This is a genomic window from Inquilinus ginsengisoli, from assembly GCF_031453975.1.
Taxonomy (GTDB): domain Bacteria; phylum Pseudomonadota; class Alphaproteobacteria; order DSM-16000; family Inquilinaceae; genus Inquilinus; species Inquilinus ginsengisoli_A.
On sequence record NZ_JAVDPW010000002.1, the window covers coordinates 460,615 to 474,940 of the forward strand.

General features: G+C 69.3%; 13 protein-coding genes. 9 read left to right on the forward strand and 4 right to left on the reverse strand.

Features of this window, described 5'->3' with window-relative positions; all coding sequences use genetic code 11:
• Positions 1-7 precede the first annotated feature (7 nt).
• Both E9232_RS05960 and E9232_RS05965 read right to left on the reverse strand, forming a co-directional pair.
• Complete coding sequence (locus tag E9232_RS05960; RefSeq protein WP_309792701.1) at positions 8-589, reverse strand: biotin transporter BioY; 582 nt, start codon at positions 587-589, stop codon at positions 8-10.
• A gap of 81 nt (positions 590-670) precedes the next feature.
• Positions 671-2,446: a B12-binding domain-containing radical SAM protein gene (locus tag E9232_RS05965; protein WP_309792703.1), complete on the reverse strand. Its 1,776-nt coding sequence runs from the start codon at positions 2,444-2,446 to the stop codon at positions 671-673.
• A 150-nt stretch (positions 2,447-2,596) separates the two neighbouring features.
• Here E9232_RS05965 and E9232_RS05970 point away from each other — a divergent pair, with 150 nt between their 5' ends.
• Entirely contained in the window at positions 2,597-3,370 is a 774-nt protein-coding gene (locus E9232_RS05970) for a LamB/YcsF family protein (protein WP_445351980.1), read from the forward strand.
• 186 nt (positions 3,371-3,556) lie between these two features.
• Positions 3,557-4,585: a BMP family lipoprotein gene (locus E9232_RS05975; RefSeq protein WP_309792705.1), complete on the forward strand. Its 1,029-nt coding sequence runs from the start codon at positions 3,557-3,559 to the stop codon at positions 4,583-4,585.
• 45 nt (positions 4,586-4,630) lie between these two features.
• Here the strand turns inward: E9232_RS05975 and E9232_RS05980 are convergent, their stop codons facing one another.
• The gene (locus tag E9232_RS05980) at positions 4,631-5,893 is read right to left on the reverse strand and encodes an RNA polymerase sigma factor (protein ID WP_309792706.1); all 1,263 of its coding nucleotides are present in this window, start codon (positions 5,891-5,893) and stop codon (positions 4,631-4,633) included.
• A complete protein-coding gene (locus E9232_RS05985; protein WP_309792707.1) occupies positions 5,890-6,249 on the reverse strand; it encodes a YciI family protein in 360 nt (119 codons plus the stop codon). The genes E9232_RS05980 and E9232_RS05985 overlap by 4 nt, the downstream gene beginning before the upstream one ends.
• A 131-nt stretch (positions 6,250-6,380) precedes the next feature.
• On the opposite strand from E9232_RS05985, the gene dusB reads away from it, so the two are divergent.
• From dusB to pgsA, 7 genes are all read left to right on the forward strand, one after another.
• Positions 6,381-7,391 carry a tRNA dihydrouridine synthase DusB gene (gene dusB, locus E9232_RS05990; RefSeq protein ID WP_309792708.1) on the forward strand — a complete coding sequence of 337 codons (1,011 nt, stop codon included), beginning with the start codon at positions 6,381-6,383 and terminating at the stop codon, positions 7,389-7,391.
• A gap of 70 nt (positions 7,392-7,461) precedes the next feature.
• Positions 7,462-7,845: a cupin domain-containing protein gene (locus E9232_RS05995; protein ID WP_309792709.1), complete on the forward strand. Its 384-nt coding sequence runs from the start codon at positions 7,462-7,464 to the stop codon at positions 7,843-7,845.
• 85 nt (positions 7,846-7,930) lie between these two features.
• On the forward strand, positions 7,931-8,386 hold the full coding sequence (locus E9232_RS06000; protein ID WP_309792710.1) for a MarR family winged helix-turn-helix transcriptional regulator: 456 nt from the start codon (positions 7,931-7,933) through the stop codon (positions 8,384-8,386).
• 52 nt (positions 8,387-8,438) lie between these two features.
• Entirely contained in the window at positions 8,439-8,840 is a 402-nt protein-coding gene (locus E9232_RS06005) for a hypothetical protein (RefSeq protein ID WP_309792712.1), read from the forward strand.
• Between the two features lie 93 nt (positions 8,841-8,933).
• Positions 8,934-11,180 (forward strand): excinuclease ABC subunit UvrB, encoded by a 2,247-nt coding sequence (gene uvrB / locus E9232_RS06010; protein WP_309792713.1) that lies wholly within the window; start codon positions 8,934-8,936, stop codon positions 11,178-11,180.
• A gap of 549 nt (positions 11,181-11,729) precedes the next feature.
• Complete coding sequence (gene uvrC, locus E9232_RS06015; RefSeq protein ID WP_374710604.1) at positions 11,730-13,646, forward strand: excinuclease ABC subunit UvrC; 1,917 nt, start codon at positions 11,730-11,732, stop codon at positions 13,644-13,646.
• Positions 13,647-13,694: 48 nt separating this feature from the next.
• Positions 13,695-14,315 carry a CDP-diacylglycerol--glycerol-3-phosphate 3-phosphatidyltransferase gene (gene pgsA / locus E9232_RS06020; RefSeq protein WP_309792717.1) on the forward strand — a complete coding sequence of 207 codons (621 nt, stop codon included), beginning with the start codon at positions 13,695-13,697 and terminating at the stop codon, positions 14,313-14,315.
• Positions 14,316-14,326: the final 11 nt, after the last annotated feature.

Consider the following 14,326-nt stretch of genomic DNA (forward strand, 5'->3'; position numbering starts at 1 on the left):
GGATGGATCAGCCCTGCCGCCCCGCGCGGCGGTGGATGGCGGCGAGGGTGGCGACGCCCAGCGCGGTCTTCAGGGCCGTGCCGAACAGGAACGGCGTAACGCCGGAGTCCAACGCCACGTCGGAGCCGAACAGCGCCGTCAGCCAGGTCGCGCCCAGGGCCAGGATCAGCGCATGGCCGAACAGCAGCGTGGCGGTCGACCGCAGGACATCGCTGGTCCAGCCGCGTTCGGACAGCCAGCCGATGAGGCCGGCCGCGATCGGAAAGGCGAAGAGATAGCCGGCGGTCGGGCCGACGAAATGCACCGCGCCGCCGGCGCCGCCCGACAGCACCGGCAGGCCGATCGCCGCTTCGGCCAGCCAGGCAAGGACGGTGGCGGCGCCCAGGCGCCAACCGCACAGGGTGCCGACCAGCAGCACCGCGAAGGTCTGCATGTTCATCGGCACCGGGATCATCGGGATCTCGATCCAGGACGACGCGGTCAGCACCAGCGTGCCGACGGCGACCAGCACGGCCTTGGTCGCCAGCGACGCCCCGTGGAGCCGGAACGGAACCAGCGCCGAGGCCGGCAGGGTTTCACGGGAGGACATCGGAAGACTCCGCAGACTCATCATGACGAGACAGCGGCATAGCCGAACGGGGCCGGGTGCACCATCCGGCCCCGTTCGGGGTCAGACCAGCGCGTCCTGCGGCTGCGGCGCCGGCCTCGTGTGCGCCCGGGCAGCCGCCGCCTTGGCGCCCTGGGTCACCGAGAACATCTCCAGCGTGTCGAGCTCATCCTCGGTCACCGGCGTCAAAGCCAGGTCGTGATAGGCCTTGCGGTTCGGGTCGGCCTTGATCTGCCGCCGGATCCGGTTGAAGCGCCACCACAGCCGCAGCAGCGCCCAATGCTTGGCCACGGTCTCGCCGGCATAGCCGAGATAGAACGGGATGGCCGCCTCGCGCGGCAGGCCGGGGCGGCGGTCGGTGCGTGCCTTGCGGCGGAGATAGCCGCCTTCCAGCGGATGCAGCTTCTCGACCGAGATGCAGCTGTAGAACCACAGCAGCAGGAACAGGATCTTGCCGACGCTGATGCCGGTCGCCGCCGCCCGGCGCATCACCGTCTCCATATGCGCCGGCGAGTAGTAGGTGTCCCAGGCCAGCTGGTAGACCCGTTCCCACTCCGCCCGCGGCATCAGCGGATGGCCGGTGGTGGTGTGGTTCAGGTCGTAGCGGTTCATGTCGGCATCCATGGCGATGCCGGACTGGAACAGGTTCTTGTGGTCCTCCGACCCCGGCAGCGGCGTCAGGAAGAAGAATTCCAGCAGGTCGACCGGCAGCTCACGCTGGATGATGCCGATGTCGCGGACGATGGTCTCCGCCGTGTCGGTCGGGAAGCCCAGGATGTAGCCGGCATAGGTCATCGCCCCGATCGACTTCCAGGCCAGCAGCATCTTGCGGTATTCGGTGATCTTGTTCTGCCGCTTCTTGGCGCCGACCAGGCTGTCCGGGTTGATGTTCTCCAGCCCGATGAACACCCGCGTCACCCCGGCCCGCCCCGCCTTCTCGATGAAGTGCGGGATGCGATGGCACATGGTGTCGACCTGGATGATCATGCGGAACGACAGCTTCTCCCGCTCCCGCAGCTCGATCAGCCGGTCGAAGATCGGCTCCCAATCCTTGTTGCGGGCGAAGTTGTCGTCGGTGATGAAGAAACGGCTGATGCCGTTCCGCACATTCTCGCGGATGATCTGTTCGACATCGTCGGGCGACCGACGGCGCGACTTGCGGCCCTGCACGTTGATGATGGTGCAGAAGGAGCATTGGAACGGGCAGCCGCGACCGGCGTCGAAGCTGGCATGCCGGCCCGCGGTGCGACGCACCCGCGCGATCGGCAGCACCGGCATCGGCACGCCTTCGATGTTCGGCAGGTCGTCCATGAAGTTGTAGAGCGGCTGCAGCCGACCGGCGAAGGCGTCGATCAGCACCGCATCGAGCCGCCCCTCGGCCTCGCCGGCGAACAGCGAGATGCCCATCGCCTGGGCGGCCGCCACCTCCGGCTGCAGCCCGGGCAGCATGGCGATGGTGCCGGAGACGTGGAAGCCGCCGATGCCGACCTGGAGACCCGCATCCCGCAGCGGCCGGGCGATGTCGACGGCCCGGGGAAACTGGTTCGACTGGACCCCGACCAGCGCCACCATCCCGGCCCCGGCGCGCCGGATGCGGCGGATGATGGCCTGGGGCCGGACCCGGGTGTTGGTCTCGTCGATCGCGGTGATCGCGATCTCGACATCGGGGCCGAGGATGTGGCGCTCGGCGCAGTCGCGGGCGAGGCCGTACAGCACCGCCAGCGTGTTCGACGGAATCGCCGACCGCAGCCACTGGATGACATAACCGTCATCGTCGTAATGCGACGGCTTGATCAGAATCAGTTCGAAAATCCGTTTCGCGCTCGTCCCAGCCGCCATATCGGGCGTCCCCCTTTGTGGGTCGTGCTGGACCTGAATACCACGATCCGAGGCCAGAGGGCGACGGCGCGTCCACCGATTGCCGCCGCCGCCGCCGAAGTTCATATAGGGGAGAGGCACCACCGCGATGGCCGTTTCGGGATTCATATGATGGCGAGCGTCGATCTGAACTGCGACATGGGCGAAGGCTTCGGCGCCTGGGAGATGGGCGACGACGCGGCGATGCTGGAGATCGTCACCTCGGCCAATGTCGCCTGCGGCTTCCATGCCGGCGACCCGACGGTGATGCGGCGGACCCTGGTGCTGGCCCGCGACCGGGGCATCGGCGTCGGCGCCCATCCCGGCTTCCTGGACATCTTCGGCTTCGGCCGGCGCGCGATCCAGGGCCAGACGGCGGAGGAGATCGAGGCCCAGACGGTCTACCAGATCGGCGCCATCCAAGGCATGGCCAAGGCCGTCGGCCACCGGGTCACCCACGTCAAGGCGCATGGCGCGCTGAGCAACATGGCGATGGTCGACGACGCCATGGCGCTGGCCATCGGCCGGGCGATCCGGTCGATCGACCCGGCGCTGGCCTACATGGTGCTTCCCGGCACCGCGCTGGAGCGCGCGGCCGTCGAGCTCGGCCTGCCGGTGGTGCGCGAGGTCTTCGCCGACCGCACCTACGAGGACGACGCCACCCTGACCCCGCGCAGGATCGCCGGATCGATGATCCACGACCCCGACCTGGCGGCCGAGCGGGTGCTGCGCATGGTCGAGGAGCAGGCGATCACCAGCCGCGACGGCAAGCGCATCCCGGTGCCGATCGACACCGTCTGCGTCCATGGCGACACGCCGGGCGCGGTCGGCATCGCCCGCCGCATCCGCGACCGGCTGGAAGCGGCCGGCATCAGCCTGGTCGCGCTCAAGGACCGGCCGGCGTGAGGCAGACGCCGCCCGGCGGCACAAAGAATTCGGCTCGATTATTCCAGATAAATCCACATCGCGCCGGCACATGACCCTTGCCGAAAGGGCTCTTGTAACCGAACGTTCACGCGTCCATCTCCGGAACCGCAGACTGCCAGTCCTGAGGGCAAGCCCGATGCCGCCCCTGCCCGTCCGGAGACGGAAATGATCCTCGATCGACGCCGCCTACTCGCCAGCGTCAGCCTTGCCCTCGCCGGCCTCTCCGTGGCCGCGGCCGCCGACCCGGACGGCGTGATCCGCAGCGCCGAGGGCGAGGCGCCGGTGAAGCCGGGCATCGTCTATGCGCTGGGCGAGAAGCGGGATGGCGGCTTCAACGAGGGCGCCCTCCACGCGCTCGAATTCTTCCGCAACGAGACCAGCGAGCCCTTCCTCGAAGCCGAGATCCACCAGGTCGAGGAGTTCGGCCCGGCCGTGGCCGGAATGGTGCAGCAGGGCGCCAACCTGATCATCGCCGTCGGCTTCTACTACGCCGACCCGGTCGCGACCGCCGCCGCGGCGAATCCCGAGCTGCGCTTCGTCCTGGTCGACGGCGTCGCGGAGGGGCCGAACATCCGCTCGATCGTGTTCCGCGAGCAGGAGGGCGCCTATCTCGTCGGCGTGCTGGCGGCCCTGGCATCGAAGACCGGCACCATCGGCTTCGTCGGCGCCATCGACGTTCCGCTGATGCACAAATTCGTCGACGGCTTCGCCGCCGGCGCCAAGGCCACCCGGCCCGAGATCGCCACCCTGGTCGACTATATCGGCACCGACGCCACCGCCTTCCACGACAAGACCCGGGCCTCCGAGATCGCGCATGGCGAGATCGACCGGGGCGCTGACGTGATCTTCGCCGTCGCCGGCGAAGCCAATCTCGGCGTGTTCCAGGCGGCGCGGGCGGCCGAGAAGCTGGCGATCGGCGTCGACAGCAACCAGAACGGCGTGGTGCCCGGCACGATCCTGACCTCGATGCTGAAGCGCGTCGACATCGCGGTGCTGCGGGCGCTCGACGATATGCGGGCAGGCACCTGGACCCCGGGCGAGATGACGCTGGGCGTGCGCGAACATGGCGTCGGCTGGGCAATCGACCAGAACAACCGGCCGCTGGTGACCCGGTCGATGGAGGACGCGGTCGAGACCGCCCGCCGCGCCATCGCCGACGGCACCATCAAGGTGCCGGACCCGACTTCGCCCTGACACCGGGCCGACCGGTCTCGTGATCTCTCTCCGGGAAGAGCAAGGTCAGGGCTCGTCCGGCAGTTCATCCAGGCGGCGCTGCAGGAACCGGCGTTCCGGCTCCTGCAGCGCCAGGTCGAGCGCGCGCCGGTAGGCGATGCGCGCCTCGGCCGTCCGCCCCAGCCGACGGCACAGATCGGCCCGTGCTGCATGGGCCAGGTGGTAGTCGGCGAGGTCGCCCTTCGCCAGGATCGCGTCGATCAGGACGAGCCCCGCCGCCGGGCCGTCGCGCATCGCCACCGCCACGGCGCGGTTGAGCGCCACCACGGGCGATGGCTCGATCTCCGCCAGCAGGTCGTACAGCCCGGCGATCTCGGCCCAATCCGTGGCCGCGGCCTCGGGAGCGTCGGCATGCACCGCGGCGATCGCGGCCTGCAGCGCGTAGGGCCCGGGCGGGCCGGAGGACAGCGCCTGCACCACCAGTGCCGCCCCCTCGGCGATCTGGTCCCGGTTCCACAGCGACCGGTCCTGGTCCGGCAGCAGCACCAGGTCGCCCGAGGGCGAGCTGCGCGCCGCCCGCCGCGACTCCTGCAGCAGCATCAGGGCCAGCAGCCCGATCGTCTCGGGCTCCGCCGGTAGCAGTTCGACCAGCAACCGGCCCAGGCGGATCGCCTCACCCGACAGGTCGGCGCGCGTCAGCGCCGGCCCGGATGACGCCAGATATCCCTCGTTGAACACGAGGTAGATGACGCGCAGCACGCTGTCCAACCGCTCCGGCCGCTCGGCCGGCGGCGGCACCTGGTAGGGAATGCCGGCGTCGCGGATCTTCGCCTTCGCCCGCACGATGCGCTGGGCCATGGTGGACGGCGCGGTCAGGAAGGCGCGCGCGATCTCCTCGGTGGTCAGGCCGCACATCTCACGCAGCGTCAGCGCCAGCTGGGCGTCCGGCGACAAGGCGGGGTGGCAGCAGGTGAAGATCAGCCGCAGCCGGTCGTCCTCCACCTCGCCCTCCTCCCGCTCCTCCGGCTCGGCCGCCTCGCCGTCCAGCTGTTCGGCCATCGCGGCCAGCGCCGCATCGAAGCGGGCGCGGCGGCGCAGCCCGTCGATCGCCTTGAACCGCCCGGCCGAGACCAGCCACGCCCGCGGGCTGGCGGGCACGCCGGTCCGCGGCCATTGCTCCGCTGCGGCGCGGAAGGCCTCGTGCATCGCCTCCTCGGCCAGGGTGAAGTCGCCGAGCAGGCGGATCAGCGTGGCCAGCACCCGGCGCGAGTCCGTCCGGTAGACGGACTCGATCGTCTGCTGCATCGCCCGGGCGGGATTCACGGTCATCGGTCGCCACAGAACTCCCGCACCGGCCGGACTTCGATGCTGCCCATCCGCACCATCGGGATGCCGGCCGCGAGCTGCAGCGCCTGGTTCAGGTCCCGCGCCTCGATCATGATGAAGCCGGAGAGATGCTCCTTGGTCTCGGCGAAGGGCCCGTCCGTGGTGGAGAGCCGGCCGCCGCGGATCCGCAGGGTGGTGGCGGCGCTGGTCGGCTGCAGCGCCTGGGCGGCGACGTAGTGGCCGCGGCGGCGCAGCTCCTCGTCATTGGCCAGGGATTCGCTGATCAGCGCGTTGAACTCCGTGGGCGACATCGCGTCCAGGGTCCGCTGCTCCATATAGACCAGGCAGAGATACTTCATCGCCGTCTCCTCTCGGGTTCGCTGGATTGTGGACGGGAGTGGTCGTCCGGCGAAGGCCGGAATCGACATCCGGTCCTCGCCTTTTCGCCGTCGCGGTTTACGGCGCGGCGCCGTGCGCCTAGAAGAACGCCATGGCACAGACGCTCGATATCGGTTCCGTCGCGGTTCCCGGACGGGTCTGGATCGCCCCGATGACCGGGGTGTCCGACCTGCCGTTCCGCCGCGCCGCCTCGCGGCTGAGCGCGGCCTATGTCGCGACCGAGATGGTGGCCTGCGCCGAATTCGCCCGTGGCCGGCCGGATGTGCTGCGGCGCGCGGCGGTGGGCGACGGCCTGCCGTTGATGGTGGTGCAGCTGGTCGGCCATGAGGTCGCCGCCATGGCCGAGGGCGCGCGCCTGGCCGCCGCCGCCGGGGCCGAGATTATCGACCTCAATTTCGGCTGCCCGGCGCGCGAGGTGACCGGGGTGCAGTCCGGCTCCGCCCTGATGCGCGACCCGGACCTGGCCGAGCGCCTGGTGGCGGCCGCCGCCAACGCCGTGGATGTGCCGGTCACGGTCAAGATGCGCCTGGGCTGGGACGATGCCAGCCGCAACGCGCCCGACTTCGCCCGCCGGGTCGAGGCGGTCGGCGCCCGCGCCATCACCGTGCATGGCCGCACCCGCTGCCAGTTCTACAAGGGCGTGGCCGACTGGGCCGCCGTGCGCGACGTGAAAGACGCGGTGTCGGTCCCTGTCATCGTCAATGGCGACATCGTCGACGGCGCCACCGCCGGCGATGCTCTGGCGCGATCCGGCGCCGACGGGGTGATGATCGGCCGCGGCGTCACCGGCAAGCCCTGGATCGCCGCGGCGGTCGAGGCTGCCCTCGACGGCGGTGACGGATTCCGGGAGCCTGACCGCGACCAGCGGCTGGCCATCGCGCTGGAGCATCTGCGCGAGACCCTGGCCTTCTACGGCGACGGCCACGGGCTGCGCATCTTCCGCAAGCACCTGGCCGCCTATATCGAGGCCGCGCCCTGGCCGGCCACGGCGGAGGATCGCCGTGAGGCCCGCCGAGTGCTGTGCCAGGCCGATGCGCCGGGCGCGGTCGAAGCCGGCCTGACCGCCCTGTGGACCGATCCGGGACACCGTCTGGCCGCCTGACAGCAGACCGGTACAAGACGCCGGCCCCCTTGCAGCCCACAACTCCGGTCCCGAGACACGGAGTTGCCCGATGCCATCCCATCCCGCCAAGCCCTGCACCGCCATCAACTTCACCGAGAAGCTCTCCCTCTTCTCCGAACAGTGGCAGCCCAAGGTCATCGCCGAGCTGAACGACATGCAGTTCAAGATCGTGCGGATCGAGGGCGACTTCCTCTGGCACGACCATCCAGATACAGACGAGGCGTTCATCGTGCTCGACGGCGAGCTGCGGATCGACTTCCGGGACGGATGGATCACGGTGCGCCCGGGCGAGATGGCGGTGGTGCCCAAGGGCGTCGAGCACAAGCCGTTCGCCGAGAAAGAGGTCCGGATGCTGCTGATCGAGCCGCGCGGCACCCTGAACACCGGCCAGGCCGGCGGCGAGCGGACGGCGCAGAACGACGTCTGGATCTGATGCACCGAGCCTGAGCATCCGGTGCAGCGGCGAGGCATTCGCTAACATATAGATATCGAATGATTCGATATCTATATGTTTGCCCATGAGACCATCCCAGCCGCCCATCGGGCTCCTGCTCGCCCGCACCGCCAAGGCGGTCAGCCGCGCCTTCGACGACGCACTGACCGCGGCCGGCGGTTCTCTGCCGACCTGGCTGATCCTGATGTCGCTGATGCGCGACGGCCGGCTGAGCCATGGCGAGCTGGCGGAGCGCGTGGGGGTGCAGGGCCCGACCCTGACCCATCATCTCGATGCGTTGGAGCAGCGTGGCCTGGTGCGCCGCGAGCGCCTGCCCGACAACCGGCGGGTCCAGCTGGCCAGCCTGACCGAAGCAGGCGTCGCTCTGTTCCACCAGCTGCGGCAGGCGGCGCAGGCGCATGACGCCCGGCTGCGCGACGGCATCGCCGCCGACGACCTGGACCGGCTGCGCGAGGTGCTCGCCCGGCTGGCCGCCAATGCCACCCGAACCGATGAGGAGGACCCGTCCCATGACCGCTGACAACGCTGTTGCCCAGCTCTGGCGGCGCTGGCCGATCCGGACGGCGGCCTGAATGGCGGCGCTCCGTGTCAGCGACGGCCGCTCCCGCGCCATCGGCCTTGTGCGCCCGGTGCTGGCCATCGAGGCGCTGGCCTTCACCCTCGCCTCCCTGGTGCATCGTGGCTGGATCATGGCCGGCTATGCGCATGGGGCGGCGGCGACCGCCGAGACCGTCATCGCCGCGGCCCTGCTGACAGGGCTCGCGCTGAGCATGATCCGGCCGGCGCGGGCGCAGGTGGTCGGGCTCGCCGTGCAGGCCTTCGCCCTGCTCGGCACCCTGGTCGGCCTCTTCGCCGTTCTCCGCGGCTTCGGCCCGCAGACGCAGGCCGATCTGGTCTATCACGGCGTGATGGTGGCGGCCCTGGTCGCCGGCCTTGCGGCCGTTGCCCGGGCCGGCCGGCCGGCGGCGGCTTGACCCCTCGTTCCCTCTCTGTTCTTATGTCAGCTATGTTCGACCGCGCCGCCGCTGCCCCTTCCCCTCCGCCCCTGCCGGGCCGATATTGATGCCATGACCTCGGCCACCCGCCCCGCCCCCGACGCCGCCCCGTCCTCCCCCGTCGTGATCCATCGCCCGGCCCTGCCGGAGAAGGACCGCTCGACCCCGTTCAAGATCGTGTCGGACTACACGCCGGCGGGCGACCAGCCCGAGGCGATCGCCGAGCTGATGGCCGGGCTGGAGAAGGGCGAGCGCGACCAGGTGCTGCTCGGCGTCACCGGGTCGGGCAAGACCTTCACCATGGCGCATGTGATCCAGAAGCTGCAGCGCCCGACCCTGGTGCTGGCGCCGAACAAGACCCTGGCCGCCCAGCTGTACGGCGAGTTCAAAAGCTTCTTCCCGGAGAACGCGGTCGAGTTTTTCGTCAGCTACTACGACTACTACCAGCCGGAAGCCTACGTCGCCCGCACCGACACCTATATCGAGAAGGAAAGCCAGATCAACGAGCAGATCGATCGGATGCGCCACGCGGCGACCCGGGCCCTGCTCGAGCGGCACGACTGCATCATCGTCGCCTCGGTCTCCTGCATCTACGGCATCGGCGACGTCGAATCCTACAGCGAGATGACGATCCCGCTGGAGACCGGGCAGCGGCTGAACCGCCAGGCCCTGCTGAAGCATTTGGTCGACATCCAGTACCGCCGCAACGACACCGCCTTCGCCCGCGGCACCTTCCGGGTGCGCGGCGACACGGTCGAGATCTTCCCGGCCCATCTGGAGGACCGCGCCTGGCGCATCTCCTTCTTCGGCGATGAGATCGATTCGATCCACGAGTTCGACCCGCTGACCGGCGAGAAGTTCGCGGCCCTGAAGATGGTCCGCATCTACGCCAACAGCCACTACGTCACGCCCAAGCCGACGTTGCTGCAGGCGATCAAGGGCATCCGCGAGGAGCTGAAGGAGCGGTTGGCGGAGTACAACGCCACCGGCCGGCTCTTGGAGGCGCAGCGGCTGGAGCAGCGCACCCAGTTCGACCTCGAGATGATGGAGGCGACCGGCGCCTGCGCCGGAATCGAGAACTATTCCCGCTACCTGACCGGCCGGGCGCCCGGCGAGCCGCCGCCGACCCTGTTCGAATACCTGCCCGAAGACGCCCTGCTGGTGGTCGACGAGAGCCATGTGATGGTGCCGCAGATCGGCGGCATGTTCCGCGGCGACCGGGCGCGCAAGGATATCCTGGCCGAATACGGCTTCCGCCTGCCCTCCTGCCGCGACAACCGCCCGCTGAAGTTCGAGGAGTGGGAGGCGATGCGGCCGCAGAGCGTGTTCGTCTCGGCCACACCCGGCCCCTGGGAGATGGAGCGGACCGGCGGCGTCTTCGCCGAGCAGGTGGTGCGCCCGACCGGACTGATCGACCCGATCGTGCTGGTCCGCCCGATCGCGAGCCAGGTCGACGACGTCATGGCCGAATGCCGCGAGGTCATCGCCCGCGGCATGCGCATCCTGGTCACCACCCTGACCAAGAAGATGGCCGAGGCGCTGACCGAATACATGACCGAGGCCGGCATCAAGGTCCGCTACCTCCATTCCGACGTCGAGACGCTGGAGCGGATCGAGATCATCCGCGACCTCCGGCTCGGCGTGTTCGACGTGCTGGTCGGCATCAACCTGCTGCGCGAGGGGCTGGACCTGCCCGAGGTCGGGCTGGTCGCCATCCTCGACGCCGACAAGGAAGGCTTCCTCCGCAGCCGCACCTCGCTGATCCAGACCATCGGCCGCGCGGCCCGCAACATCGAGGGCCGCGCCATCCTGTATGCCGACACCATGACCGGCAGCATGACCGCGGCGCTGGAGGAGACCAATCGCCGGCGCGAGAAGCAGCAGGCCTACAACGTCGCCAACGGCATCACGCCGGAGAGCATCAAGAAGCAGATCGGCGACATCCTCGACAGCGTCTATGAGCGCGGCGACCGGGTCACGGTCTCGACCGGCGACAGCGGCGCCAAGCACCTGACCGGCAAGTCGCTGAAGGAGCATATCGGCGACCTGGAGAAGCGGATGCGCGAGGCCGCCGCCAATCTGGAATTCGAGGAGGCGGCGCGGATCCGCGACGAGCTGCGTCGGCTGGAGGCCGCCGAGATGGGACTGGGCGGCCCGGGGCAGGTGGGAGACCCCAGACATGTGGGCGGTGCCGGGCTGATCGTCCATGCCCGGGTCGGATCGCACGGCCATGCCGCGGCGCTGGAGGGCATCCCGATGTCGATCGCCAAGCCGACCGAGCGGCCCAAGAAGGGCGGCCGCCGCCGCAAGGGACCGTGATGTCCTGCCCAGGCATGCGGGCCGGTGAGATGCGCGGCGCAACCACCATCGCGGCCGGGCAGATCGTCTCAATCCTGGGAGCGATGATGCTTGACCCTGGCACCCCGGCGCGCCAGGGGGCGATATCCCCGTCCCTGCGCTTGGTCGCCGCACCAGGACGGCTCTGCGGTAGCCGCTACCGCGTTGACATTCCTGGCGTCGCCGCTTCGTTGCGACCGGCAGTTGTGCACAGGCGAAATACGAATCGGAGATGGCGGCAATTTTCTAGCGCGGACATATCGTGTGATGCTTCTGTTTCAACTTGACTTGGAATTTATCCAGTATTTTCAGAAGCTTAGATTTTTTGCCTAGTTTTTGGGCAACGATGATGACAATTAGGCGGCGCCTCGGTTACGGGACCTTCTCAGGCACTTCCCCACAATGTTATCCACAGATTCGGTGGATATCATCGAAGCGTCATGGCGCGGCGAACAGCGACTCATGGGCACTCCGACGATGTGCCTTGAAGCCGGGGCCGGACCGTCCGAAATTGCGGGGATGAGCGACACTCTGACGGACGCCCCGCCCAGTTCCCCGCCGGACAACCCGAAGCCCCCGGGCCGGGCGAAGGCGCGGGTGCGCAACGTCGCCGAGGGCGTGGCGGTGATCCAGGCGCATCTCCGCACCCTGCCGAGTTCGCCGGGCGTCTACCGCATGCTCGACGACGCCGGCAACGCCCTCTATGTCGGCAAGGCGCGCAACCTGAAGAAACGCGTCTTCGCCTACACCCAGACCGGCAAGCAGCCCGCCCGTCTGCTGCGCATGATCGCCGAGACCATCACCATGGAATTCGTGGTGACCCGGTCCGAGGTCGAGGCGCTGCTGCTCGAAGCCAACCTGATCAAGCGGCTGAAGCCCCGCTACAACGTGGTGATGCGGGACGACAAGACCTTTCCGCACATCATGATCTCGGGCGACCACGCATTCCCGCGCATCGCCAAGCATCGCGGCGCCACCGGTGCCAGCGGGCAGTTCTTCGGTCCCTTCGCCTCGGCCGGATCGGTCAACCGCACCATCACTGCGCTGCAGCGCGCCTTCCTGCTGCGCAACTGCACGGATTCGATCTTCTCCACCCGCAGCCGGCCGTGCCTGCAGTACCAGATCAAGCGCTGCACCGCCCCTTGCGTCGGCTACGTCACCGAGGCGCAGTACGCCGAGCAGGTGGCGAGCGCGGTCGACTTCCTCAGCGGCCGCAGCCAGGCGGTGCAGGGCCGCTTCGCCGAGCAGATGATGGCGGCCAGCGAGCAGCTGGACTTCGAGCAGGCGGCGCGCTGGCGCGACCGCATCCGCGCCCTGACCAATGTCCAGTCGCACCAGGACATCAATGTCGAGGGCATCGGCGACGCCGACGCGCTGGCGATCCACGAATCGGGCGGCCACAGCTGCATCCAGGTCTATTTCTTCCGCGGCGGCCGCAACTACGGCACCCGCGCCTATTTCCCCAGCCATGACAAGACCGCGGAGCGGGCGGAGATCCTGGCTGCCTTCCTGAGCCAGTTCTACGACAGCCACCCGCCGCCGCCCTTGGTTCTGCTCAGCGACGAGGTGGCGGAGACCGAACTGCTGTCTGAAGCCCTGACCCTGAAGGCCGACCGCAAGGTCGAGATCGCGGTGCCGAAGCGCGGCGACAAGCGCCGGCTGATCGAGCATGCGCTGAACAACGCGCGCGAGGCGCTGGGCCGGCGCATGGCCGAAAGCTCGAGCCAGGCGGTGCTGCTGGAGGGCGTGGCCCGGGTGTTCGGGCTGGACGCGCCGCCGCGGCGGATCGAGGTCTACGACAACAGCCATCTGGGCGGCACCAACGCGCTGGGGGCCATGATCGTGGCCGGGCCGGACGGGTTCAACAAGGCGCAGTACCGCAAGTTCAACATCAAGGGCCCGGTCACCCCCGGCGACGACTACGCGATGATGCGCGAGGTGCTGACCCGCCGCTTCGCCCGCGCCCTGAAGGAGGACCCGGACCGCGAGCAGGAGGGCTGGCCCGACCTGGTGCTGATCGACGGCGGGCAGGGCCAGCTGACCATCGTCCGCGAGGTCTTCGCCGAGCTCGGCATCACCGACGTGCCGCTGGTGTCGATCGCCAAGGGGCCGGACCGCGACGCCGGGCGCGAACGCTTCTTCATGCCCGACCGGCCGCCCTTCAGCCTGGAGCCGAAGGACCCGGTGCTGTACTTCCTGCAGCGGATGCGCGACGAGGCCCACCGCTTCGTCATCGGCGGCCAGCGCATCCGCCGCGCCGGCGACATCGCCCGGTCGCCGATCGACGAGATCGGCGGCATCGGCCCGCGGCGGAAGAAGGCGCTGCTGCTGCATTTCGGGTCCGCCCGCGCCGTCAGCCGGGCCAGCCTGCAGGACCTCGAGGCGGTCGAAGGCATCAGCGGCACCGTCGCCCGCCTGATCTACCAACATTTCCACCCCGACGCCTGAGGCGCCATGTGCTAGCGTTTCCCTGCCCCTGAAGTCAGTGTCGTCGCCATGGTCACCAGCCTCCCGAACCTCCTGACCTACTCGCGGATCGCGGCGATTCCCGTGCTGATCGCGCTGTTCTACGTGCCCGACGCCTGGGCCTCCTGGACCTGCCTGGTGATCTATGCCGCGGCGGCGATCACCGACTATCTCGACGGCAAGCTGGCGCGCGCCTGGGGCGCGACCTCGATGATCGGCCGGCTGCTGGACCCGATCGCCGACAAGATGCTGGTCACCGCGGTGCTGTTCATGCTGGCCGCCTTCGGGCGGCTGCAGGGCTGGTCGGTCCTCCCGGCGGTGATCATCCTGCTGCGCGAGGTGCTGATCTCGGGCCTGCGCGAGTTCCTGGCCGGCATGAACTCCCGCGGCCTGCCGGTGACCTCGCTGGCGAAGTGGAAGACCGCGATCCAGATGCTGGCGATCGGCTTCCTGATCGTCGGCGAGACCGGGACCCGCGCCTTCGACGGCCGGCTGCCGGTGACCGAGATCGGCATCGCCGGGATCTGGATCGCCGCGGTGCTGACCCTGGTGACCGGCTGGAGCTATCTGCGCGAGGGCGTGCGCCAGGCCATCACCGAGGACGATCCCCGTGCCCCCCCGCCGGCAAAGGCCGCGGGCACCTTCGGCTGAGGGACGCGGAC